Source organism: Psychrobacter vallis (assembly GCF_904846715.1).
Lineage (GTDB): Bacteria > Pseudomonadota > Gammaproteobacteria > Pseudomonadales > Moraxellaceae > Psychrobacter > Psychrobacter vallis.
Genome location: NZ_CAJHBU010000002.1, coordinates 148,589 through 171,983 on the forward strand (window position 1 = coordinate 148,589; position 23,395 = coordinate 171,983).

Genomic DNA, 23,395 nt, shown 5'->3' on the forward strand with positions numbered 1-23,395 from the left:
TTAACTACCAGTTATTTAATTACTAGCTATTTAATTAATGGTTACTTGCGATACTGCACGCAGTAGCACCGCATTACCCGTCGCCACCGTCAAGGTCACTCTTGAGCTTGTAACAAACGAGACTTGTTTGCCATCTTTTATCCAGCTTTCATTGGTTGTGACATTGGCCTTGGCTTGCGAGCCTGTAATCACGATGTTGTCTACAGCAATATCATAGCGATAATTAGAAGTATCACTCCAACTGCTTTGCAGCAATCGTAGGTAAGCGTCTTTATCTAAGCTAGTAGACTTACCTTTTCGAGATAAAGAAATCAATGCATCGTCGGATACAAGACGAGCAACTTGATTGACATCTCGACTATTCGCTGATGACTTCATTGCTGCTACATAATTTTGCACCAACGACTCTGTCATGGTTGCCGCTTGCGCATTGACACTCACAGCACTTACTACTGCAACAATAGCTGCCACACCAGCACCTTTAATCAATAGCGCCAAAAGCCTCTTTCCCAATAATTGTTTCATGATAATCCTTAGCGGTACTGTTTTCGTTGTTGGCATACAGTGATGATTAACGTTTTTCTATCACTTAATAAAAGACAGCGATTTGGTTATAAACTGATCCGAGGCGTTTACTCTATGTCTTTCATTTTGATGGCTGTATTCTTAGCCGATATATTTTAATACTTATAACTAACAGCACATTTGTATCATAGTGTGAGACTATCATTTAATTCTCACAGCTATGTGACACCCTGTGTAATTATTGCGAATACCAAATTACCCAGCATATGAGACCGCTGATTTTGAAATAACGATGACCTCGCATTTTTCTCGCCAAGGTGAAGATCTATTTAACACTCTATCTTAAAACTTGGTTTCTGCACCGTTGTCTTCATATTGTTCATCGTCACTAAGCTTCATGCCCAAACGCTCTACTCGTCTGTCCATCATTTGCCGAGCCAATGCTTGCATGTCTTCGACCCGATCTATTTCATCCACAATTTCAAGACCCAATAAGGTCTCAAACACATCTTCTAAAGTAACCAAACCTTTGACTTCGCCGTACTCACCAACCGTAATTGCAATATGAATACGGTTTTTTAGCATGAGCTCTAATAAATCAAACAGTTTCATTTTGGAGAATACAAACGTAATGTCTCTTTTAAACTGAGTCAACGGCTTATGCATCGCATGATTGACTTTTGCCAATAACATATCTGTTTTTAATACAAAACCCGTAATATTATCTAGGTCACCATCATAAATTGGCAATCGTGAAAATGTGAGTTTTGGCCGATCAACCAGCAGTTCAGCAACGGTCTTATTCTCTTCAAATGCTAGCATCACAGAACGCGGGGTCATAATATCTTCGACCTTGATAGCACCAAATGCCAATAAGTTACGAATAATGCGCGACTCTAGCGGATCAATTTGTCCTGACTCTTCACCGATACTGGCAAGCGCAGCAAACTCACGACGGCTAAATGCTTGTGGTTCTTTGCCACGTACAAGCAGTTTTGTTAATCGCTCCGAAATCCAAATAAGCGGATAAAGCAGCAAGATAATACCGCGCACAAAGTAAGCGATCATACCACTTAACTGCCGCCAATATACCGTTCCCAGTGTCTTTGGAATAATTTCAGATAAAAATAAAATGGCCAAGGTCATCAATGCAGAAAATAGCCCAAACCAAGCACTACCAAACACAATCGTAGCCTGAGCACCCGCGCCGATAGAACCTAACGTATGAGCCACCGTATTCAAGGTCAAAATAGCAGCCAACGACTGATCGATATTATCGACCTTTAAGCGTCTTAGCATATTTGCTTTTTTTGGATTGCGTTCTTGAACATCCGCAATATAAGAAGGTGTCATGCTCAGCAATGCAGCTTCTGATAAAGAGCAGACAAATGAGATACCGATGGCAATAACCACAAAAAATATCAACAACAACACACTCATAGCAGTCGGCTCTGCGACTAGACTTTCTGTTGCTACGCCCCCCGCTGCCAAAGCGGAATGAGGCAATAATAACATCAGCATTGCTAGTAGTGCCGACAGCCTAGAGACTGACTTAGTAAGACTAAGAGGCTTAAAATCACGTGTCGTCGGAGGAGGTTTGGCAGACGCTTCTTTACAAGCGCGTGAACGACGTAAACGAGGTGCAAACATAAAAGTGGTGAACAAGTTGGGTAACCTAAACAGAGAAAAGTGAAAGAGATAGTAATATAATGAGCAAGCAACATGAGATAACAAAGGCAGATGCCAAATTAAGTCAAAAAGCCCGCAAAGTCATGATAAATAGTCCACTTTAAATTGAACTAATAACTCATATTAAATTTTAATTGTATCCCAAAGAACAGCATAATGGATGCAAATAATTACTACTTTTGATAGTAGCATTGATAATACTATTTCACAATAAGTCACTATTTTTAAGGCTTTATTTTTTGAGACGCTTTATGACACCACCATTGCCTAACATTCATTATATAGTTAAGAATGCTATACTCTGAGCACTTTGGCCTTACTTATGTAATTTGGTAAAAATGATTTGGTAAAAATGATTATCACGACAATTACTGGCTACTTGCATCTGATAGCTTCAAGAAAAACATACTCAGCCTATGATTAACAGTTACCAAGTCTGGGATTTTTTGCTACTATGCGTCTAAATTTATTTTTATCTATAACTTGTTGAGAGAAACTATGTTGTTATTTATCCAAGCTGCTCATGCTGCTGAAACTGCCGGTGCAGCATCACTGTTCGGTCAAATCTTATTGCCCGTCGCTTTTTTTGCGATTTTTTACTTTTTGGTGATTCGTCCGCAGTCTAAACGTACCAAAGAACACCGTGCAATGGTTAATTCATTAACGGTTGGTAGTGAAATTATTTTTGCTGGTGGCTTAATGGGTCGCATCAAAGACTTGGAAGGCGATTATGCTGTTGTAAGCTTAAATAATAATACTGATGTAAAAGTACAACGTGCCTCTGTTATTTCAGTATTGCCTGCTGGCACGATCGAAAGCGTTTAAGCAGTAATAGCGCCTTACTGATGACCATCCATTAGTTGTATCATGAGTAAGCGTGATGAATAAAAATGACCGTACATTATTTGCGGTCATTTTTCACTAATATAGTTCTGTATTACCTGCTCTACTGTTTTACGCTTTACTATCACCGCGGATGATCGCAATGGTGACTAACAACGAGTGCCAAATATAGCACTTGACCATTACTATCGCTAACTTCCCATCTGCTAACTTGTGGCTTACGTCGCCAGTCGTTTATCAACTTAAAGAAGTGATTATGCAATATCCCGCTTGGAAATACTTACTCATTGCCGTCGTGCTAATCATTGCCGGTCTGTATGCCGCCCCTAACCTTTACCCTGACGAACCTGCCGTGCAGATTACAAGCGCAGCAGCAGGTACACAGCTGTCTGAAGATATCCTGACCCAGTCGCAAAGCTTACTTGAAGAAGCGGGTCTTGAAAATCATGATGGGACGTTTGAGGGCAACAGTGCATTGGTACGCCTTAACAATCCAGTCGACCAGCTAAAAGCTCAAGAAGTGTTGCGTCAGAATTTGGGCGAAAACTATGTGGTTGCGCTTAACTTGGCGCAAACAACACCGCAGTGGCTACGTGATATCGGTGCAAAACCGATGAAACTGGGTCTTGATTTACGTGGTGGTGTGCGTTTTGTGCTAGAAGTCGATATGGACAAGGCTCTTGAGCAGCGTTTGACCAGTGCCAGTCGTGATATGCGTCGTGACCTACGTGCTGAGCGCATTGCGATTAAGGGTATTAAGACCGAAGATCGAAGCGTGGTCTTACATTTTGCTGATACAGATGCGCGTAACCGTGCACAAAACATCCTACAAGGCTCAATGGGTAACACGTTTAGTTTACAATCTTCTATTGATAATCAGGGTCCAGCATTAATTTTAGCGTACAACGATGCCACGCTCGACGAGATTAATAGCTATGCGGTCAATCAGAACTTAACGACCCTACGTAACCGTATTGCAGAGCTTGGTGTGACTGAAGCCTTAGTACAATCACAGGGTGCCAGTCGTATTGTGGTCGAGCTGCCTGGTGTACAAGATACAGCCGAAGCAAAACGTGTTCTTGGACGTACGGCAAACCTTGAGTTCCGCATGGTTGCTGAAGACAGCGAAAACTATATGGGTGGCATACCGCCAGCCGGTACTGAAGCTTTTCCATTCGAAACACTCGATGGCCCACCAGTATTGTTAGAGCGCCAAGCGATCGTTACGGGTGATAAAGTGACCAATGCGCAAACTGGCATTGATGAAAGCGGCTCTCCTGAAGTCAGTATTACACTAGACAGTGCTGGTGGTAAGCTGATGCAAAATGCTACCCGTACAGCTGTTGGTAAACAGATGGCTGTATTGTTCATCGAAAACAAGCAAAGGATTACTTATGAAGAAGACCCTGCGACGGGTGAGACTGTCGAAGTAAGAACGCCTTATGCTGAAATCAAAGTTATCAACCGTGCCAACATCCAAGCGGTACTTGGCTCGTCTTTCCGTATTACTGGTCTCGATAGTAGCGCTGAAGCAGCTGAGCTTGCCCTTTTACTACGTTCAGGCGCGCTTGCGGCACCGATGTATTTTGTAGAAGAACGCACCATTGGCCCATCATTAGGTCAAGAAAATATTGATAAAGGCTTATTTTCTACTCAAGTCGGTTACTTACTAGTCTTTGCATTTATGATTATCTTCTATCGTCTATTTGGCGTCATCGCTAACGTGGCGCTAGCAGTAAACGTTATTATTATCATTGCTATTATGTCAATCTTAGGCTCATCACTTACCCTACCCGGTATTGCTGGTATCGTCTTAACCATCGGTATGGCAGTCGATGCCAACGTGCTGATTTTTGAGCGAATACGTGAGGAGATTGCTAACGGGGTACGGCCAAAGTCCGCCATTGTGGCAGGTTTTGATCGAGCTTTTAGCAGTATTTTCGATGCCAACATTACAACCTTATTGGTCGCATTTATCCTATTTGCGATTGGGACCGGTCCGATTAAAGGCTTTGCGATTACGCTAGCTATTGGTATTGTCAGTTCGCTATTTACCGCCATTTTGGTAACACGCGCGCTGGTACAAATTGCTTATGGTAAGCGTAAATCTATCAAACGTCTGAGCATCGGTTAGGAGAATATTATGGCGATCGATAAGAATAATCCTTTAGAACAGCAGAATACCCCAGATCGAAATGGCTCAGGGGGCACAAACAGTGATGCAGCTAATGCAAGCACACGCCGCCGCAAAAAACCACGCCGTGATGGTAAAGGCAGCAATACCCAAACCAATAATCCCACGACTACAGCATCAAGTAAAAACAAAACTCGTCGTGGTGGTAAAGGCAGCGGACAAGACAGTCAAGCATTGGCTACTCAAACGCGTAGTGCGACCACTGCTATTGACCCTGATTTAGCGTTGGGCGATGCCGCTGATGACGCAGCAGCACAAGCTGAAGGTGGTATCAAAGCGGTTGGCAACCAACGTATTATTCCGTTTATGAAGATAGAAAAGCCAATGGCACTTTTATCTTTATTCATGGTCATTGGTAGCATCATTGCTATCGCAGTGAACGGTCTAAATTTAGGGCTTGATTTTACTGGCGGTGTTTCTGCAGATGTGCGTTATGAGCAGCCTGTCGAGCAAGTTGAAGTTGTACAAGCACTCGCTGATAATGGCTTTGATGATGCGGTGGTACAGTATCTTGGTACCCGAGAAGAGCTACTGGTACGTTTGCCGCCCCAGTCTGATAATGTCGATGGACTTAGTGCCAGCCTGACTCAAGCGTTGGCTTTGCCCAATAATACGGCTAACATCAGCAATGTTAATATTATCGGTAGCCAAGTCGGTAATGAGGTTTATCTCAATTCCGTCATGTCGTTAGTATTGGCATTGGTATGTATGCTTGGCTATGTCGCGTTACGTTTCCAATTTAAATTATCCCTTGGCGCGGTATTATCACTATTCCATGATGCTATTGTCACCATCGGGGTCTTTGCCTTATTTGGTTTCCCCTTCGATTTAACTGTCTTAGCGGCTATTTTGGCGTTGATTGGTTACTCATTAAACGATACTATCGTTGTTTATGATCGTATTCGAGAAAACTTCCGTCGTGTCCGTGGTATAACACCACGCCAAACGATTGATTTGTCTTTAACCGAAACCTTACGCCGTACTATTATGACTATTTCAACGGTTTTACTGGTGGTACTTGCCATGCTATTCTTGGGTGGTGATGGACTATATTGGTTCTCAGTGGCGCTCTTTATTGGTTTGCTGGCTGGTACTTACTCATCTACTTATATTGCAAGTTCCATCCCATTACGTATGGGTTTATCGCGCGATGACTTTGTGGTAAAAGTAAAACCAGAATTTGAAGAAGAAATCGTTACTTTTAATGATCCAAAAATGTTTGAACAAGACAATATTAAATAACGCTTAATTATCACTAGTTAAGACAGTGTTTAACTAGGCAAGTTTATGACCTGTTGTTGGCTTGAACGGTAACAATTTTTAAATAAAGGCATCTGAAACAAAAGGCACCTGACTCATTAATAATGAGTATAGGTGCTTTTGTCTTTGTAGCTGTTTTATCCTCACTACTCAACTTGTTAAACTGACTAGCCTCGTGGTGTCGATTAACGAACAGCACTCTTTTCATGGTTTAAGTATAAACGAGCCAAAAATGCCCATGACTACACCATCATCTAGCATGATGCCGCCCATCGATACTCGTTACACGCGTATTATTGCGATCGCTTTGCCAGTATTATTGGCAAATCTTGCGATGCCACTACAGAGCGTTATCGATACAGCAATTGTGGGCAATATGAACGATGCGGCCAAACTTGCTGGCATGGGTTTGGCAATACAATTGTTGTCTTTGCTGCTTGTCAGTTTTAACTTTTTACAATACGCTTCGTCCGGACTGTCGGCTCAAGCACTTGGACAGGCAGAGAATCATACTGATAGCACTATAAACAATTCGGTAAATAATGCGGCAAAACCTTTAAATCTAACGCCATCACCGCTATTGTCTATCTTACAGCGTGCTTTACTATTAGCATTTATGATCGGAGCCATTCTGCTATTGGCAAAACCGTGGCTGATTGACTTTGGTTTGCAGGCTCTATCAGCCAATCCTGATAGTGGTCGTGCCGCAAAAACCTATTTAGATGTACGCTTTTGGGGAGTCATCGCTGAGCTGATGAATTTTGCATTTATTGGCTGGTTTGCTGGTCAAGGCAAGACGCGTTATATGCTCTACCAACAAGGTTTTATTGCCATACTTAATATTATACTGACCTTATTTTTTGTGTTTACGATGCAAATGGGTTTGGTTGGGGTGGCGCTCGGCACGACCATTGCGTTTTGGTTAGGCGTATTGTTGGCGCTATGGTTAAGTCGTCGACATCTTAAAATATCTTGGGCAGCGCTATTTAAAGCCGATCGACAGCATTTTACTAAAGAAAAAATACTTAGGCTATTTTCGCTCAATAAAGATATTTTTATTCGCACGCTTATTCTGACGTTGAGCTTTGCTTGGATCACACGCCTTTCTGCCCAAAGTGGAGATATAATACTGGCGGCCAATGCTATTTTACTTCAAGTATTAAGTATTTCAGCCTTTGCGCTTGATGGTGTAGCAGTCTCTGCTGAAACGTTGAGCGGTCAAGCTGCGGGGCGACGTGATTGGTCACGCTTTCGTGTTATCGTAAAACGGACAGGTGTCGTCAGTTATGGGCTTGCCATAACATTAAGTGCCATATGGTGGCTTGTGATGCCAACATATTTGCACTTTATGACCAATATCGAACCCGTCTTTGCGCTGGCTTATGACTATCACCTTTATGCAGTATTACTGCCGCTCATCGGAGTCGGTGCTTATTGGTTAGACGGTATATTTTTTGGTTTAACGGCAGGCAGTGTCATTCGCAATGCTGCCTTAGTATTAGCCGCTATCTTTTTTCCAGTGAGCTGGATGTTCTATCAGCAATGGGGTATGACGGGGATTTGGCTAAGCGTATGGTGTTTATTGCTTTTGAGATTTATTATTTTAGGGGGTTTTTTATACCGCACCCAGCAAACAGGGAGCTATGAAAAATTACAACCCGATGTTTAGACCATCTTTTATGTTGAACTGACTATAATAAGAAAATTTAGGATGTCATGTGACGACTCATTCAAATGAATTAAACCAATCGCTTAAAATCAATTATGCTTGGGCTGAAGGCTTCAAAAAAAGCCTACCAGTAGCAATGGGATACTTACCTGCAGGCATTGCTTTCGGTGTACTTGCACAAGTTGCTGGTATTCCTATGTGGGCAATAATGATGCTCAGTATCGTACTGTATGCTGGCGCGGCGCAATATGCTTGTTTGCCGATGCTGAGCGCTGGCTTACCGATTGGCAATATCGCGACCAATATTGCTGCTATTAATTTACGCCATGTATTTTATGGTATGCCATTACTGCAATATCTACCAGAACACAAACTTGCCAAAACCTATTGCTTATTTGCGCTTACTGACGAGACCTTTTCGGTCATGACCAGTTTACCTAACGAGTCACGACAAGCCTTGATACTGCCTATAAGCTTGTTTAATCAAAGCTGGTGGGTGCTGGCAAGCGCGATTGGTGTGATGATTGGTAGCGCGCTTAGCGATTTGATACCCCATTTGGACTTTGCTTTGGTCTGTCTGTTTGCAATTTTAGCGTATGAACAATTTCAAAGCATCAAACGTTATTTTCCAATCGGCATTGCTGTGACCTCTTTAGCCGCAGCCTCTTTATTTACGAGCAATTGGTTATTGTTAGTGGCCATTACCATTTGTATGCTGCTGATTTTAGCACGGGGTATTTGGACACAACGCAGTCTGACAGGAGGGAACCATGAGCAGTAGTTATCTTATTTTTGCAACCTTTGCGATGGCCGCGGTTACTTTTGTCACTCGTGCCCTTCCCGCGTTAATACCCAAAAAGCTTTTGGATACGCCTTGGCTCCATCGATTGAACGAGAGCTTACCGCTATCGGTCATGGTACTGCTTATTTTGACCAGCCTTTCTTATCAGAACCTGTCAGTAACTACTGGTATTGATAGCGCCGAGTTGCATTTATTGATGGCACAAATTGGCGCGCTGCTCTTGGTATTATTCATTTATCATATCAGCCGTCAGCTCTTGATAAGTATGATTGTGGGTATTGCGGCAATTAATGGTTTATTGTGGGTGTTTACAAATTTCCTAGGCCAATAGTGCTATAGTCAGTGAAAAGTAATATCGATACAACGCGTACTGCTGGTGCGACTTTAAAACACTTCAACTATAGTGAATAATATTCGCTAAAAATAATGACGAAATACGCTAATAGCTCAAAAAACATTATTATACTTTGAGCATAAAAAAAGGCTGAACTCTCGCAAGAATCCAGCCTTTTTTACTTTCTGAGCTATTTTTAATCTTCTACTTTTTACATCTCTTCAACACCCGTCATATCGACTGGCGTATCAGCAACGATCTGCACGCCTTTTTTACCAGTCTTGGCAGTGTCATTACGTTGCTCTTGCAAATGCTCAAGGTACGCTTCATTGATTTGACCCGTGATATAACAACCATTGAATACCGCACAATCGAAACCTTCAACTTTACTATGCTTGGTGTCTTTTACCGCTTCAATTAAGTCATCCAAATCTTGAAAAATCAACCGATCAGCACCGATAATGTCACGTACTTCTTCAACTGTATGTCCTGAGGCAATAAGCTCACTACGTACGGGCATATCAATGCCATAAACATTGGGATATTTGACTGGCGGCGAAGCACTAGCAAAGAACACTTTGTTCGCACCAGCGTCTCGCGCCATTTGGATAATTTCGTGACAAGTCGTACCACGAACAATAGAATCATCAACCAACAAAACGTTTTTGCCTTTGAACTCTAGTGGTACGGCGCTAAGCTTTTGACGAACCGATTTTTTGCGTTGTTGCTGACCGGGCATGATGAACGTACGACCGATATAGCGGTTTTTCATAAACCCTTCGCGGTATTTGACATTCATCTTCAGTGCCAGCTCCATCGCTGACGTCCGCGAGGTGTCTGGAATAGGAATAACCACATCGATATCATGATCCTCGCCCCATTCTGCAAGAATTTTATCCGCCAGTTTTTCACCCATACGTAGGCGTGATTTGTAAACTGAGATATTGTCCATGATCGAATCTGGACGGGCAAAGTAGACATACTCAAAGATACAAGGAGTATACTCTTTTGGCTCAACGCACTGATGCGTGTGTAGCTTGTGATCCAAGTCAATAAAAATAGCTTCACCTGGTTTGACATCACGAATGATGCTAAAACCTGATCCTGTCAATGCCACTGACTCTGAGGCAACCATATATTCGGTGCCGCCATTTTCTGCCATACGCTTACCAAAAATAAGCGGACGAATACCGTTTGGATCCCGAAAAGCAAGTAGCCCATGACCAGTAATCAAAGCCACCACACCATAAGCGCCTTCACAGCGGCCATAAACAGCCGTTACCGCTTGAAAAATATCAGCGGCCGTTGGATGAGTTTTGTCCAAATTTTGCATTTCGTGCGCAAGTACATTTAATAGTACTTCGGAGTCTGAATCTGTATTCAGATGGCGACGATCTTCGCTGTATAATGACTTGGCTAAGCTCTCAGCGTTGGTTAAATTACCATTGTGCGCCAGCGTAATACCATAGGGCGAGTTTACATAAAAAGGCTGAGCTTCAGCACTGCTAGAGGTGCCAGCTGTTGGATAACGCACATGCCCAATACCGAACTTACCGACCAATTTCATCATGTGGCGATTCATGAAAACGTCACGTACCATGCCATTTTCTTTACGTAAATAGAGTCGTCCATCTTGCAAAGTGACAATACCCGCTGCATCCTGCCCACGATGCTGTAACATCGTTAAGCCGTCATAAAGAATCTGATTGACTGGCTCATGAGCTGCAACCCCAATGACTCCACACATAGTTATATCCTATTTTGACCCATATATTTGTACTACAATAACGGCAAAACTTCTGACAGTACCATTTGAAGTACTGGCTGACATTCAACCGTCTACCTGATGATGTTGGTTAGAAAATGAACGAATAATTGATTTGTTAATTATTTATCAATCGTCACTCATAAACCCTAACTGCTGTCCCATAAATTTTTATCAAGGATACAGTTGATACTAATAAAACAAAAATGATAAAAAGCATCACGTTAACATTGCAAGCGTAAATGCTTATGATTGATTGACTTGATCCCAAGCCATGCCCATGACGTCTGATACCAGCTCTTTACCCATTGGCGCATAAGGCATCAGTTCAGGTGCCAGCACTGAAGTTTGCCATTGCGGCATTTGTACCAACAACGGGGCACTAACACTAAGGACAACCAATACCATCAGTACGTTTTTGGCAGCTCCTAACACGCCGCCTGCCATCTTGTCCACGATACCCAAACGAAGGGTTTTGAGCACCCCTGAAAACACAAAAGCAACCAAATGCATGAGGGCCAATATAACAATCACCACTAATAAAAATGCCATTGCCATTTGCAAAACAGGATTTTGTACAATACCTGATAATTGGGGCGATACGGAGCCTGCTAGCCGAGTGGCAGCGATCAATGCGATCAACCAACCGACCAAGCCAACTGCGGTCTTAACCAGTCCTAATTGAAAGCCTCGCCATAAGCCAATCAAGACAACAATAGCAATCACGATATCCAGACCACTCATGTTTTATGCCTCATACCCTATTCGTTCTTATCGGATGTTTACTTAAGTTTCTATAATAAGATTGGTTTGTAATGATTCCATTTATCACCAAGCATTGCTTACTTGCTCTCGAGCGGTTTTAATGAGATACCAGCAGTTGATCGGTTGGCTAGAGTTCCATCGCATCGTAATAACCGCCGATTGCCTGAATACAAGACTGTACCAGCCCAGGCCCTCGATAGATAAGACCAGTATAGAGCTGCACCATATCCGCCCCCGCTTCAACCTTCTTAACGGCCTTGGCGCCACTATCAATACCACCTACCCCTATCAACGCTACTTTACCATCCAGCTGATCGGAGAATTGTTGTAAAATCTGAGTGCTAATGTGGCTCACTGGACGACCTGATAGACCACCCGTTTGGTTGCCATCATGCAAATCTTCAACACCCACACGGCTCAACGTTGTATTGGTCGCAATCAAACCATCAATCTCAAAATCTAGTAGCTGCTGTGAGATATAATCCACTTGCAGCGGCTCTAAGTCAGGCGCTACTTTAAGTACCAATGGTACATAAAAACCATATTCGGTCGCCAACTGACTGTGGCGATTTTTAATCGTATCTAAAAGCTGAGTGAGTGCTTCCCCACTTTGCAGATCACGTAAGTTTTTGGTATTCGGAGATGAGATATTGACGGTAATATACGAAGCATGTGGGTAGGCACGCTCTAGGCAATAGACATAATCATCAGCGGCCTGCTTTACAGGTGTGTCGGCATTTTTGCCAATATTAATACCGATATTGCCTTTGTATTTGCAGCGTTTGACATTGTCGATTAGATAGTCAATACCTTGGTTATTAAAGCCCATACGGTTAATAATGGCATCCGCTTGTTTGATTCTAAATAACCTTGGCTTTTCATTGCCTATTTGTGGCCTTGGGGTAACCGTACCCACTTCTATGAAACCAAAGCCCAGCTCAGCGAGCGCATCGATATAATCACCATTTTTATCCAATCCTGCGGCTAAGCCGACTGGATTAGCAAACTGTAATCCCATACAGTCTGTTGGCTGCATCGACTGACCGTATACCAAACCCAAAACACGCGCTTTATGAGCTTTATCCAATAAAGACAAAGTCATCTCGTGGGCGTGTTCAGGATCCATATTAAACAAAAAAGGGCGAAGTAAGGCATAAGACATAGAAAGGACAGACCCTGCTCGAAAGAAATAGTGAATGAAAAGTACGAATGACATCAAGCGCTGCGATTATATCAGCTTAACAGAAATAAGAGCAAAGTTTCATGCGCTAAATTTCTACAGTAAAACAGCGATTATTATGTATAGTCAGTGAAAAGTAATATCGATACAACACGTACTGCTGGTACAAATTTTTCTTGCTTGCTCTGCCTTCGCAGATAGAGGCTGCAAAAATTTACACCAGCAGTACTGTAGCGACTTTAAAGTATTTCAACGATATAAACTGAATTGCATGACTGCCATAAATCATAATCTCAACAGGTTTTTAGATCATAATTAAGGCACAGGACGACCATCAGTCAGTGCTATCCAACCACGAACAATGCGGTAAAGATGCCAAATAAAGGTAAACGTCATAATGAGAAGACCGAATCCAGCCAATAGCACTGAGCCAAGAGCGATGCTACCGCTATCCGCCAACATACTTACGCCAAACCCACCTAACGCAAAGGTGATAATGATAATACCTAAAAAGAACCACACGATACTGTACCAAAAGGTCTTGATCTGCCAATCGAAATGGGTGGATAGCCATGAGCCATCGGCATCACGGCGCTTCGCATAATTCATCACAATCGGGACGATCCACAGCAGACCAGCCGTAAAATAGCTAATCACATACAAAAAGTAGGTGATATGATTGTAGGTGATCAAAGAACGGCGTTTCGTATCACTCATCATATTGTGCTGTCCTCTTTGGGCAATCTCATGATCAGACATTGTACCAACGGGATCACGGTGATAACTGTCAGCCGTCTCAGTCGGCCGAGGTATTTGCTCATCAACTTTGTGCTCAGGAGAATGATTCATCGTAAATATCCATGTCTGATAGTGACTAATACTTGTTTGATTGTGCCAGACATGCGGTTTTTCAATGAAAATGGATTCAAATTAATGATTTAGAAAGCGTTTTAAATAAATCTTATTAAATTAGTCTAACTCTAACAAAACGTACTTTTACAAAGCGATTATTTATGAAGTGACTGTACAAGAAGTGACTTTCTATCAACTAAAATGCGTTTGACTATGAAGTAACGGTTGCTTGCACCTGAATAGATTTATTGGTCAGGTCTTGCTGCATAGACAGCTGCGTAAATTTCCAGCCTTGTTGTTCAAGCTTGCCAAGTGCTGCACTAACCACTGCTTGACTGGCGTGATTAAAGCTCAATTGCACCGCATCACCCGCCGCCACCACTTGGGCATTTGCAATACCTGAATTGTTCAACAGTGTACTAATCGTATTGGCAGGTGGCATTGCCGCGGCACCATCCACCGTGCTGGCAGCATTCATCGCATTGCTATCGATATTACCCGCTTGTGCCCGTAACCAAAAATAATCAGCCACCTGCTCCTGATAGTCGTTCTTGCTACTATTTGCGGCTTGATGCAGACTGTAACCACCGTAGCCCCCAACAAACAAGAGCAAAAATGCAGACAGGATGGCTAATGCCAATTGATCGCGTGGCGACAGGGCTTGCCAGCGTGACGATAGAATGTTTTGGTAACTGTCCATGCGCTCTGATAAGACATTACTGCCCATACCGACGCTATTATCAGAGGGGACGACAGTACGTTTTGCTCGGCGCTTTAATCGTTTCATTTTCTGACCTTTTCTCACCTTTATTGCCATAACTTAAATGACCGATAACTTATGATGCCGCCATATTTGTTTGGGTATCATTATTTTCTACGACAGCCACCGTCACTTGACCACTAAACTGCCCTTGCTCATTACTGTTTACTTGCGCAAGCTTGGCATTTAAACCCTGCGCAGTGAGTGTACTCGTAAATTGATCCAAACTACCACGGTCAGGCGCAATCAAAGTAAAGCTCAGTGTCGATGGCTGCATCACGAGCGCCTGCGCACGCAACGACGATTGTTTGATTAAAGGTGATATCCGCGCCAAGGCGGCCATATGTGCAGCTGGTGCTTGGCTGTCACTACGCAGCTTGGGTTGCAGCTGTACCTGCAATTTTGTCCGTGCGCTCAGTGGTTCATCCGCAAACCAAGATTGATACTGCCTAGCAATCTCTGTCTTAGTTGCCGCTGTCGCTTCTTTGTACTGATACCATTGCACGCCATCCGTTGCCATCTGTAGTACCAACGCTGACAAGGCGACCATTATTGCCACCCGCAGATATGGAGACAATTGTGAATCTGTAGATTTAATAAAGAAATTAAGCGCATGACGTTCAGGATTGTCAACAGGCTTTGGCGGCACAGATAGATTGGTGAATAGCAGCTGATGCTCAGTGATAAGACGTTCTGTTTGCGCTAAAATATCGGCTGTGGCTGAGGTCTCCTGTACAACCATACTATCATCATGCTCTATAGCATCCATTAAAGTATGGCCAGCAGATTGAGTGAACGAGAGATCGGACGTGTCAATCGGTGGCAATACGTTGACTTCACTTAACTGCGGAAAACGCTCAAAAACCAACGGCAAATAGCTAACAGCCATACCATGATGTAATGACTGACGCAGTAGCATGGTTTGGGTATCTTGGTACAGTGTGACTTGCTGGCTTGCAGGATCGAGTGGTATCGGCAGCAATAAAAAATCAGGAAGCAATGCCGTTATACTCATGCCAGCCAGTGTAGCGCTTTGCTGCCATGATTCGATATCGCTTTGCGCCAGTGCATACAGATGATGATTATCTGCATGATTAACTTGGCGAATGGACAGCTGCTCAACTGGCGTCAACGAGGTTTCTTCAAATAGATACTGCTTGCCACTATTGCCCAGTTGCTTAAGCTGAGCTGTATTCAGTGCAGTATCAACTTGTAATACATGGCTTGAAGGAAAATATAGACACAACGTCTTGCGTGCATTGGTCTTATAACTGCCATAGATAGCTTGCAGCTGTTGCCAACCATCGACCGATTGCCATCGTTGTACATCTTCATGCCAGACAGCTAGTGGGCTATGCTGCGCTCGTAACCAAACATGTAACACTAAGCGTGTCCTTAATCATTGAAGCAGTTATAGGGTTGATCCTAAATAAAAAAGGTACAATCATTGTCACGCTCTGCTAAGATAATATTTTTTTGATTGCTGTGCCTGCGCAGACAGAGGCTGCGACAACCTATCCTAGCAGAACTGTATTTATTAGCTTGATTATAGAAATGCCATTGCTATTAGTAAGGCTGTTCAGGAACAAAACGATCAACCTCACTGGCCATACCGCTCATCACAAAATCCATCTCGAATACCCGTGCTTCCGCTAAAGAGAAAGACTCAGGATACTCACCCGTTAGCAACCCAGCAATATTGGCAACGATAGACATATGACACACCACCACGAGACACTCTGCATCTATCTTAGCAATGTCTACTAGAGCCTTGTGAGCATCGTCAGAGGGCGTGATATTGTCCTGTACCGTTGAGGGCACTTGCGGCGCTCGCGATTGAAATTCTGCTAATGTTTGCTGCGCCCGATCATAAGGACTCACAACAAAACGATCTGGATGGTAGCGAGTCGTCACATATTCTGCGGTTTGTGCCGCCTGCTGTTGTCCAAAGTCTGTCAATTGACGCGCGCTATCTGGACGCGTCTCATCTTCTGCTTGACCATGACGTACTAGTATAATTTTCATAACCTTCCTTGTCATATGTTTTGGCGCACTATTTTAGGAGCGCTTCATTTCGTTAATACTATATATATCGCCTTAGCGCTGCTGTCATAGACATCATGTTATTTACTGTCTGTATCGTCTTTTTCATCTTCAGTGTGGCTGTTTGATGACTTCATCTGGGCAGTCAGCGTCGCATTACTATGATCATGAGCCATTACGAACTCAACGTCACTGCGAAAGCCAGCTTCCATCAGATGTAACGCAACGCCTAGTGCGGCTTTGTCTTCGTAAATGACCGCATAAAGCGCGTGAGTAATGGGCATATAGATGCCATCTTTGGTGGCTTTTTCGTGTACTTGCTGAATGGTATTGACCCCTTCAGCCGTTTGACCAAGCTTTTTCACTGCTGCATCGATATTCATACCACGGCCGAGCATGTTGCCGATACGATAGTTACGACTCAATTCTGAGCTACAGGTTGCGTATAAATCCCCGACACCAGAAAGCCCCAAAAAGGTCAACGGATTTGCACCAGCTTCTACCCCAAAACGGCTCATCTCTGCCAAGGCACGCGTCAATATCATCGCTTTGGTGTTTTCGCCTACATCATAGGCGGCGGCCATGCCCATCGCAATTGCGTAAATATTTTTGAGCGCGCCGCCAAGCTCCACGCCCTTAACATCATCGCTCGCAAATACGCGAAAAAAGGCACTGTGCAGCGCGGCTTGAACTGCATGACGTAGTGGCTCAGAATCACTGGCGATAACAGTCGCCGATGGCATGTTTTTCATAATTTCGATTGCAAGGTTTGGCCCTGACATCACCCCAAAATTCACTTCTGGCAATTCCTCTTTAATGATGTCACTCATCAACGCAAACGTATCTTTTTCCATTCCTTTAGTTAATGACACGATAGACTGACCACTGATAAAAGGCGCGATACTTTTTAAGGTTTCACGAAAAGCCAAACCCGGTACCGCGATAAAAATAATGTCTTTGTCTTTCACTGCCATTTCTAGATCATGACTGTACTTCAAACGATCATCTAGCTTATAACTTGGCAGATATTTTTTGTTGGTTTGGGTTTTCACCATAGCCTTAACCGCACGTTTGTTCCGTACCCATAGCGTAGTGTCACAGCCATTACGTGCCGCCAAGTTTGCCATAGCAGTACCAAAACTACCGCCCCCTAAAAATGCCAAACGCAGCTTAGTCGGGCTATTATGGATATCTGCCATGTTTTTTGCCACTGCTGACTCTACCGCGCTAGGATTGAGTTTTTTGCGACCGATACCTGATTTGCTAGCACGTTCGATGATACCTGCCAGCAGACTGTTTTGCTTCTCAGGCGTAGTATTGTCCACGTCACTATTGTCGTTACCAATATCTTTATTACTATTATTAGGGCTGGTCATGTTCTTTTATCCGTGTTGACTGACTTATTATTAATAATATGTATCATCATTGAGTTTTAAGACTCGCTTTTATATTCACCTATAGTAGAGAGCAAATAAATTGAGTCTTTTTTATGTCGACCTAACGATAACGATAGATAGCGATCACATATACTATGAATCATCAATACTATAATTCTTCAATACTATGACTCAAATCGTACTAACGGCTCGATATCCATTGGCTTGCGTGTGGCTTCATCTTTAGGAGCTGTGCCAGTATAAACAAAAGCCGTCACATAATCATCTGGGCCGACATCAAAATACGCTTTTACAGCAGGTTCGTTACATAGCAGCCCCGTCCGCCATACCGTACTAAATCCTTGCGCTTTTAACGCCAAAATTAGGTTTTGTACAGCAGCACCAGCGCTGAGCATTTGCTCAAAAGGCGGGACTTTTTTGTGTACTTGTATCTTAGTGACAACCGTGATGATGAGGGGCGCACGTAACGGCATGGTTTGCGTTTTTTTGATGTCTTTTTCGGACAATACTTCGCCCTCTCGCGTCGCTTTTTCTTGGGCGGCTTTAACCAAAGCATGGCCCAACTCATGACGCGACTCACCTTCTGTGACTATAAAGCGCCATGGACGCAGTTTTTTGTGATCGGGTGCTGTTGCTGCACACTCAATGGCCACTTCGATTTGGGCACGAGTCGGCGCTGGTGCATCCAAGTTGCCCATACTACGTCTTGAATTGATCCATTCAATCAGCGCTTTGGCAGTTATTTTTTCGTCACTTTTCTCTTGATCGTTTATATCAGATGAAAGCATTATCATTCCCTATTTATTATTATCTGTTGCTGTTTTTCACTCAAAAACGCGTTCTTTTATACTTGAACTATGATTGATATTCAATAACATGAAGACGCGACATTATGCCGCGTCTTCAACGCGATGCGCCATTCGCAAATAATCTTCTGACTGCATCTCTAACAAGCGCGAACGTGTACGCTCAATCTCAAACGCCAACTTTTCTCCTTGATACAAATCCAAAATCGATTGCTCTGCTCGGACTAGCAGCTTTACACGGCGATCATAAAACTCATCAACAAGGTAAATAAAACGACGCGTCGGATCACGCAGATCATCATCTAATACTGGCACTGAATTGACCAGTACTGTGTTGAATTTTTTGGCAATTTCAATAAAATCAGAGGCAGAGCGTGGCTCCATGCATAAATGACGAAAATCACAGAACAAGATATCTTCAGTACGAGCATTGATTTTGACTTCACGGCCATTAATAGTAATAGGCTCATTACTGATTTTTTGATTGTTAGATAAGCTGGCAAAACGGTTGGCGAGCCAATGATGGTTGGCTTTGGTCATGGGCGACTCATACAATTCGGCTTGCTGCAAAACCCGCAAACGATAGTCAATGCCAGAATCGATATTCATCACCGCCGTATGGCGCTCAACTTCTGCAATCGCTGGCAAAAAGCGATTACGATGTAGACCATCTTTATAAAGTCCTGACGGTTCAATGTTTGATGTGGCAACCAACGTAATACCGCGATTGAACAGCATGGTAAACAAATCGCCTAAAATCATGGCATCCGATACATTAGAGACAAAGAACTCATCAAAACAAATGATAACGGCTTCTTCATAGATAATATCAGCGACTTTCTCTAGAGGATCACTCTCGCCTTGTAGCTTATGTAGCTCTTGATGTACACGCTGCATGAAGTGATGAAAATGCAGACGCATCTTACGATCAATAGTCAAAGACTCGTAAAACATATCCATCATCCATGTTTTACCACGGCCGACACCGCCCCACATATATAGGCCTTTCGGTGCGGCAGGTTTAGACTTTAGAAAACTAAAGAAGCCCTTTTTTTGTTCCGCACTGTTGATGAGCTGATGATAAATCTCATCAAGATAACTCATGGCCTTGAATTGCTGCTCATCTCGAGTAAAATCGTCTGTACTGACGGCTTGCTCGTAACGTTGCAATGGAGATAGACTCATAATAAGACTCGTCGTTAGATAAAATGGATATTAAAATAATTGGTTAACGCTGCTTTGTGACATCGATACAACGCTATTAAAAGCCATTATTGAATAAAACTGCTGTGCTATGCTCTAACAATAACACTACTAATAGGTAAACCTACCGCTCGCTATCAAAGCTGTGTTTTTCCAATAAACCTTTCAACTCTGATAAGCGTCCATGAAAAAAGTGACCAGCGCCATCTACCACGCTGACGGCAATTCCTAATCTGTCAGCGAACGCCTGCATATTGTCAGGATCAATAACCTCATCCGCATTGCCATAAATCTCAAAAGTTCTGTCAGCTGGCAGGGTTAAATCGCTGCCATCGTTTTTTTCGACAGACGGCGCAATAAGGGCGATTTTAGCAATTTCAAAATCGCCCAATCCCCACACATGAGAGGCTTCCAGCACTTGTTCAGCAACGCGCGCGGTCACATAACCACCAAATGAGAAACCGCCAAGCCATAGTTTGCGTGCCGTGGTTTGCTCAGCAATCCATTGTAACACGGTCATTGCATCCACGACCTCACCTTCAGCATAATCATGTTCGCCCGTTGACTGACCCACACCGCGAAAGTTAAAACGTACCACATGCATACCGTTATCACGAGCGAAACGATACATGGTAGTCACCACTTTATTGTTCATCGTACCGTCAAACAGCGGATTGGGATGACAAAGCAGTGCCACTGTGTCGGTATTTGGATCGTTAGGATTGTCTTGTTGCCATAGCGCGTCAACTTCGAGCACGCCAGCAGGCGCAGGAATCAATTGCATAAAATTACTTATTGATTGAGAATGAATACGTCAATTATCCTAGATATGGTTTATATTTCAAGTGATTTGCTGTGTCAATATCTCTAATCAGTATAAAATTTCGCTACAGTATAGAAAACAATAACCACCTAGACACTCAAGGGGTGAATGGGTTAGATTCTGTTCATACTGATTAGACATTGACTCAACTCTTATGTTCAACTTACCGTCATTAGGAATTATCTATGAATACGTTTAATAAAACTGCAACCTTAACCGCCACTTTGGTGGCCGCTCTTGCATTGAGTGCTTGCCAAAGTACGCCTTCATCGCCTGTTATCCAGCGCGCCAATGCTACTTATGAAACCACTGGCATCGCAGAAACCAAAGTCAAAGCACAACAAAATGCGCTAGACAGTGCACAAAAAACCTGCCGTAGCAAACAAGTGATTATCGTCAATGACACTGTAAAATACAATGGTATTTTAGATGAACGCACTGGCCGTATGGTGGGTCAAGTGGGCGCGGTCGTTGGCTCAATCTTTGGTACTGGCTCGCCTGACTTATCACGTAGCGACGATTATGAATACACCATTAACTTTCGCTGTCAATAATGGCAATAGACCTCATAAATGCTAAATTGATCTCGGCCAAAAATTATCGAATATAGATTTTTATGTGTTTATATTTTGTCTGACTGGGGCATATCCTCATCAAAATCGCTCATAGCCAATAAGTCTGCGTGACACACTATCGCTACTTGTTGGCTTTACTTTTGGTATGAGCACTTTTGGGGTAAACTGTCTTCTCAAAAATGTTATTTATCATAATCAATCCACTCACAATCACAATCAGCCTTTACGTTTTAATCACCGTTGGTATCCTATTATGCGCAAGCCCAATCTTTCAAATATCACACAAGCCAAAGTATTAACGCCTGCCAAGGATTTGGCCACATTAGAGGCCGAACTGGCTGAGCAAGAAGACCATTTGGAAGACACCGTTTTGCGTTTAAGTGATTATTTGTCAGCGGTTGACATGGTCATCAAGCAAACCTTTGACCACCGCGTATGGGTAAAGGCAGAGATTCGCAATTTATCCAGCAAAGGTGGGCACTATTACTTTGAGCTGGCAGAAAAAGACGATGATGGAAAAGTAGTCGCCAGCTGCCGTGGCAACCTTTGGCGTTTCAAAGCCACGCGCGTGTTAGCAAAGTTTGAGCGTGCAACTGGCATGCCACTTGATCGTGACTTGACAGTATTGCTCAAAGTATCGGCAGGATTTCATGCGCAATACGGCTTTTCGCTGACCATTGAAGACATTGACCCCAGCTACACGTTAGGGGATTTGGCAAAGCAATATGCGCAAATGGTTGACCGTCTGACAGGTGAAGGACTTTTATATCTTAATCAGCAGCTACCTGCCCCATTTGACATCGAGCACGTACTGGTTGTCGCCCCTGAAAAAGCAGCCGGATTGGGTGATTTTCAAGCCGATGCTGATCGTTTAGCAAGTACAGGCGCGTGTCATTTTCATTACCATCACGCCACCTTTCAAGGCAATCATGCTCCCGCTGAGATTCGCCAAGCAATCGTCAGCGCTCAGCAACAATTTTATGATACGTATCAGCGTTTGCCCGATTTATTAGTGATTATTCGCGGCGGTGGTGCCGTGGGTGATTTGGCTTATCTCAACGATTATGAGCTGGCCGCCTTAGTCGCTGAGCAGCCTATCCCTGTCTGGGTCGGGATTGGTCACGAACGAGACAACGTTATCTTAGATGAGGTCGCACACACCAGCTTTGACACCCCATCTAAAGTAATCGCCGCCATCAGCAGTCATTTAGCCCAATTGGTCACTCAGACACTGCACTACCAAGCCCAAATCAAACAGGCTGCCCAGCGTCAGCTCAATATGGCTGAGCAACAAACTGCGTGCCAGTTAAATCAAATACAGTCGCAAACAATCGGTCAATTAACCGCATTACAAAAAGACAGTGATTATGCATGGCAGAGCATTCAGCAAAGCGCCACGCGCCAAGTAAAGCAAGCCGCTAAACAAACCACTGAGCTAAAGACCCAAATGCAAGCCGCGGCTTATCAGCAATTATCCATGGCTGCTACTGATAGTGAAAAACACCAAAAAGCCATTCGGAAAATCAGTCAGCAGCAACTGATACAGGCTCAGCGGGATAGCGAGCATTTGCGAGATATTGTGCTGTTACATAGACCCTCTCGTGTGCTCAAGCAAGGCTATACCATGCTTACAGATGAAAAAAACAAACAGATACTCACCAGTAGCACCCAACTTTATGCTGAGCAGACCATTCATATCATTTTAAAAGATGGCAAAGCAAAAGCGCGCATCCTTGATATGATCGATGCTAAATAAAATGGATACACGATATGATAACGCAAGACTGGGATAAATTTTTCTTGCTTGCTGTGCCGTTGCTGCCAGAGGCTACAAAAAATTTATCCCAGTCTCGCTGACTTTTTATATCCATCTGACTATAAATACACGATATTATGCCGCCATTATTTAT

General features: G+C 43.3%; 21 protein-coding genes. 8 read left to right on the top strand and 13 right to left on the bottom strand.

Translation table 11 applies throughout. From position 1 onward, the window contains the following. Nucleotides 1–30: 30 nt before the first annotated feature. On the bottom strand, nucleotides 31–525 hold the full coding sequence (locus tag JMY02_RS01980) for a nuclear transport factor 2 family protein (protein ID WP_201594668.1): 495 nt from the start codon (nucleotides 523–525) through the stop codon (nucleotides 31–33). Between the two features lie 342 nt (nucleotides 526–867). Then, nucleotides 868–2,046 carry a hemolysin family protein gene (locus tag JMY02_RS01985; protein WP_406947714.1) on the bottom strand — a complete coding sequence of 393 codons (1,179 nt, stop codon included), beginning with the start codon at nucleotides 2,044–2,046 and terminating at the stop codon, nucleotides 868–870. Nucleotides 2,047–2,712: 666 nt separating this feature from the next. On the opposite strand from JMY02_RS01985, the gene yajC reads away from it, so the two are divergent. The 6 genes from yajC (at nucleotide 2,713) to JMY02_RS02015 (ending at nucleotide 9,313) form a co-directional block, all read left to right on the top strand. Further along, a complete protein-coding gene (gene yajC / locus JMY02_RS01990; protein ID WP_021814738.1) occupies nucleotides 2,713–3,039 on the top strand; it encodes a preprotein translocase subunit YajC in 327 nt (108 codons plus the stop codon). Between the two features lie 274 nt (nucleotides 3,040–3,313). Beyond that, nucleotides 3,314–5,191 (top strand): protein translocase subunit SecD, encoded by a 1,878-nt coding sequence (gene secD / locus JMY02_RS01995; protein ID WP_201594874.1) that lies wholly within the window; start codon nucleotides 3,314–3,316, stop codon nucleotides 5,189–5,191. 9 nt (nucleotides 5,192–5,200) lie between these two features. Beyond that, entirely contained in the window at nucleotides 5,201–6,493 is a 1,293-nt protein-coding gene (gene secF / locus JMY02_RS02000) for a protein translocase subunit SecF (protein ID WP_201594670.1), read from the top strand. 250 nt (nucleotides 6,494–6,743) lie between these two features. Beyond that, a complete protein-coding gene (locus JMY02_RS02005) occupies nucleotides 6,744–8,180 on the top strand; it encodes an MATE family efflux transporter (protein WP_201594672.1) in 1,437 nt (478 codons plus the stop codon). Between the two features lie 49 nt (nucleotides 8,181–8,229). Beyond that, nucleotides 8,230–8,961 (top strand): AzlC family ABC transporter permease, encoded by a 732-nt coding sequence (locus JMY02_RS02010; protein WP_201594674.1) that lies wholly within the window; start codon nucleotides 8,230–8,232, stop codon nucleotides 8,959–8,961. Next, on the top strand, nucleotides 8,951–9,313 hold the full coding sequence (locus JMY02_RS02015; RefSeq protein WP_201594676.1) for an AzlD domain-containing protein: 363 nt from the start codon (nucleotides 8,951–8,953) through the stop codon (nucleotides 9,311–9,313). Before JMY02_RS02010 ends, JMY02_RS02015 begins: the two co-directional genes overlap by 11 nt. A gap of 214 nt (nucleotides 9,314–9,527) precedes the next feature. On the opposite strand, the gene purF is transcribed toward JMY02_RS02015, so the two are convergent. The 11 genes from purF to JMY02_RS02070 form a co-directional block, all read right to left on the bottom strand. Continuing rightward, nucleotides 9,528–11,063, bottom strand: a complete 1,536-nt coding sequence (purF, locus tag JMY02_RS02020; protein ID WP_201594678.1) for an amidophosphoribosyltransferase — start codon at nucleotides 11,061–11,063, stop codon at nucleotides 9,528–9,530. A gap of 264 nt (nucleotides 11,064–11,327) precedes the next feature. Next, nucleotides 11,328–11,825 carry a CvpA family protein gene (locus JMY02_RS02025; protein WP_201594680.1) on the bottom strand — a complete coding sequence of 166 codons (498 nt, stop codon included), beginning with the start codon at nucleotides 11,823–11,825 and terminating at the stop codon, nucleotides 11,328–11,330. A 148-nt stretch (nucleotides 11,826–11,973) separates the two neighbouring features. Further along, on the bottom strand, nucleotides 11,974–13,008 hold the full coding sequence (locus tag JMY02_RS02030; protein ID WP_201594682.1) for a quinone-dependent dihydroorotate dehydrogenase: 1,035 nt from the start codon (nucleotides 13,006–13,008) through the stop codon (nucleotides 11,974–11,976). Between the two features lie 333 nt (nucleotides 13,009–13,341). Then, nucleotides 13,342–13,875 (bottom strand): DUF4870 family protein, encoded by a 534-nt coding sequence (locus JMY02_RS02035; protein WP_227678372.1) that lies wholly within the window; start codon nucleotides 13,873–13,875, stop codon nucleotides 13,342–13,344. 214 nt (nucleotides 13,876–14,089) lie between these two features. After that, entirely contained in the window at nucleotides 14,090–14,665 is a 576-nt protein-coding gene (gspM, locus tag JMY02_RS02040; RefSeq protein ID WP_201594684.1) for a type II secretion system protein GspM, read from the bottom strand. A gap of 49 nt (nucleotides 14,666–14,714) precedes the next feature. Continuing rightward, nucleotides 14,715–16,022, bottom strand: coding sequence for a type II secretion system protein GspL (gene gspL / locus JMY02_RS02045; protein WP_201594686.1), 1,308 nt, complete (start codon nucleotides 16,020–16,022; stop codon nucleotides 14,715–14,717). 182 nt (nucleotides 16,023–16,204) lie between these two features. Then, nucleotides 16,205–16,663, bottom strand: coding sequence for a SixA phosphatase family protein (locus tag JMY02_RS02050; RefSeq protein WP_201594688.1), 459 nt, complete (start codon nucleotides 16,661–16,663; stop codon nucleotides 16,205–16,207). A 98-nt stretch (nucleotides 16,664–16,761) separates the two neighbouring features. Next, complete coding sequence (locus JMY02_RS02055) at nucleotides 16,762–18,057, bottom strand: NAD(P)H-dependent glycerol-3-phosphate dehydrogenase (RefSeq protein WP_201594690.1); 1,296 nt, start codon at nucleotides 18,055–18,057, stop codon at nucleotides 16,762–16,764. Nucleotides 18,058–18,242: 185 nt separating this feature from the next. Then, nucleotides 18,243–18,872: a nitroreductase family protein gene (locus JMY02_RS02060; protein ID WP_201594692.1), complete on the bottom strand. Its 630-nt coding sequence runs from the start codon at nucleotides 18,870–18,872 to the stop codon at nucleotides 18,243–18,245. A gap of 96 nt (nucleotides 18,873–18,968) precedes the next feature. Further along, nucleotides 18,969–20,069, bottom strand: a complete 1,101-nt coding sequence (zapE, locus tag JMY02_RS02065) for a cell division protein ZapE (RefSeq protein ID WP_201594694.1) — start codon at nucleotides 20,067–20,069, stop codon at nucleotides 18,969–18,971. Nucleotides 20,070–20,211: 142 nt separating this feature from the next. Further along, nucleotides 20,212–20,871, bottom strand: a complete 660-nt coding sequence (locus JMY02_RS02070; RefSeq protein ID WP_201594696.1) for an alpha/beta hydrolase — start codon at nucleotides 20,869–20,871, stop codon at nucleotides 20,212–20,214. Between the two features lie 224 nt (nucleotides 20,872–21,095). Between JMY02_RS02070 and JMY02_RS02075 the strand changes: the two genes are divergently transcribed. Continuing rightward, nucleotides 21,096–21,464: a hypothetical protein gene (locus JMY02_RS02075; RefSeq protein WP_201594698.1), complete on the top strand. Its 369-nt coding sequence runs from the start codon at nucleotides 21,096–21,098 to the stop codon at nucleotides 21,462–21,464. Between the two features lie 274 nt (nucleotides 21,465–21,738). Beyond that, a complete protein-coding gene (xseA, locus tag JMY02_RS02080) occupies nucleotides 21,739–23,241 on the top strand; it encodes an exodeoxyribonuclease VII large subunit (RefSeq protein WP_201594700.1) in 1,503 nt (500 codons plus the stop codon). Nucleotides 23,242–23,395 lie beyond the last annotated feature (154 nt).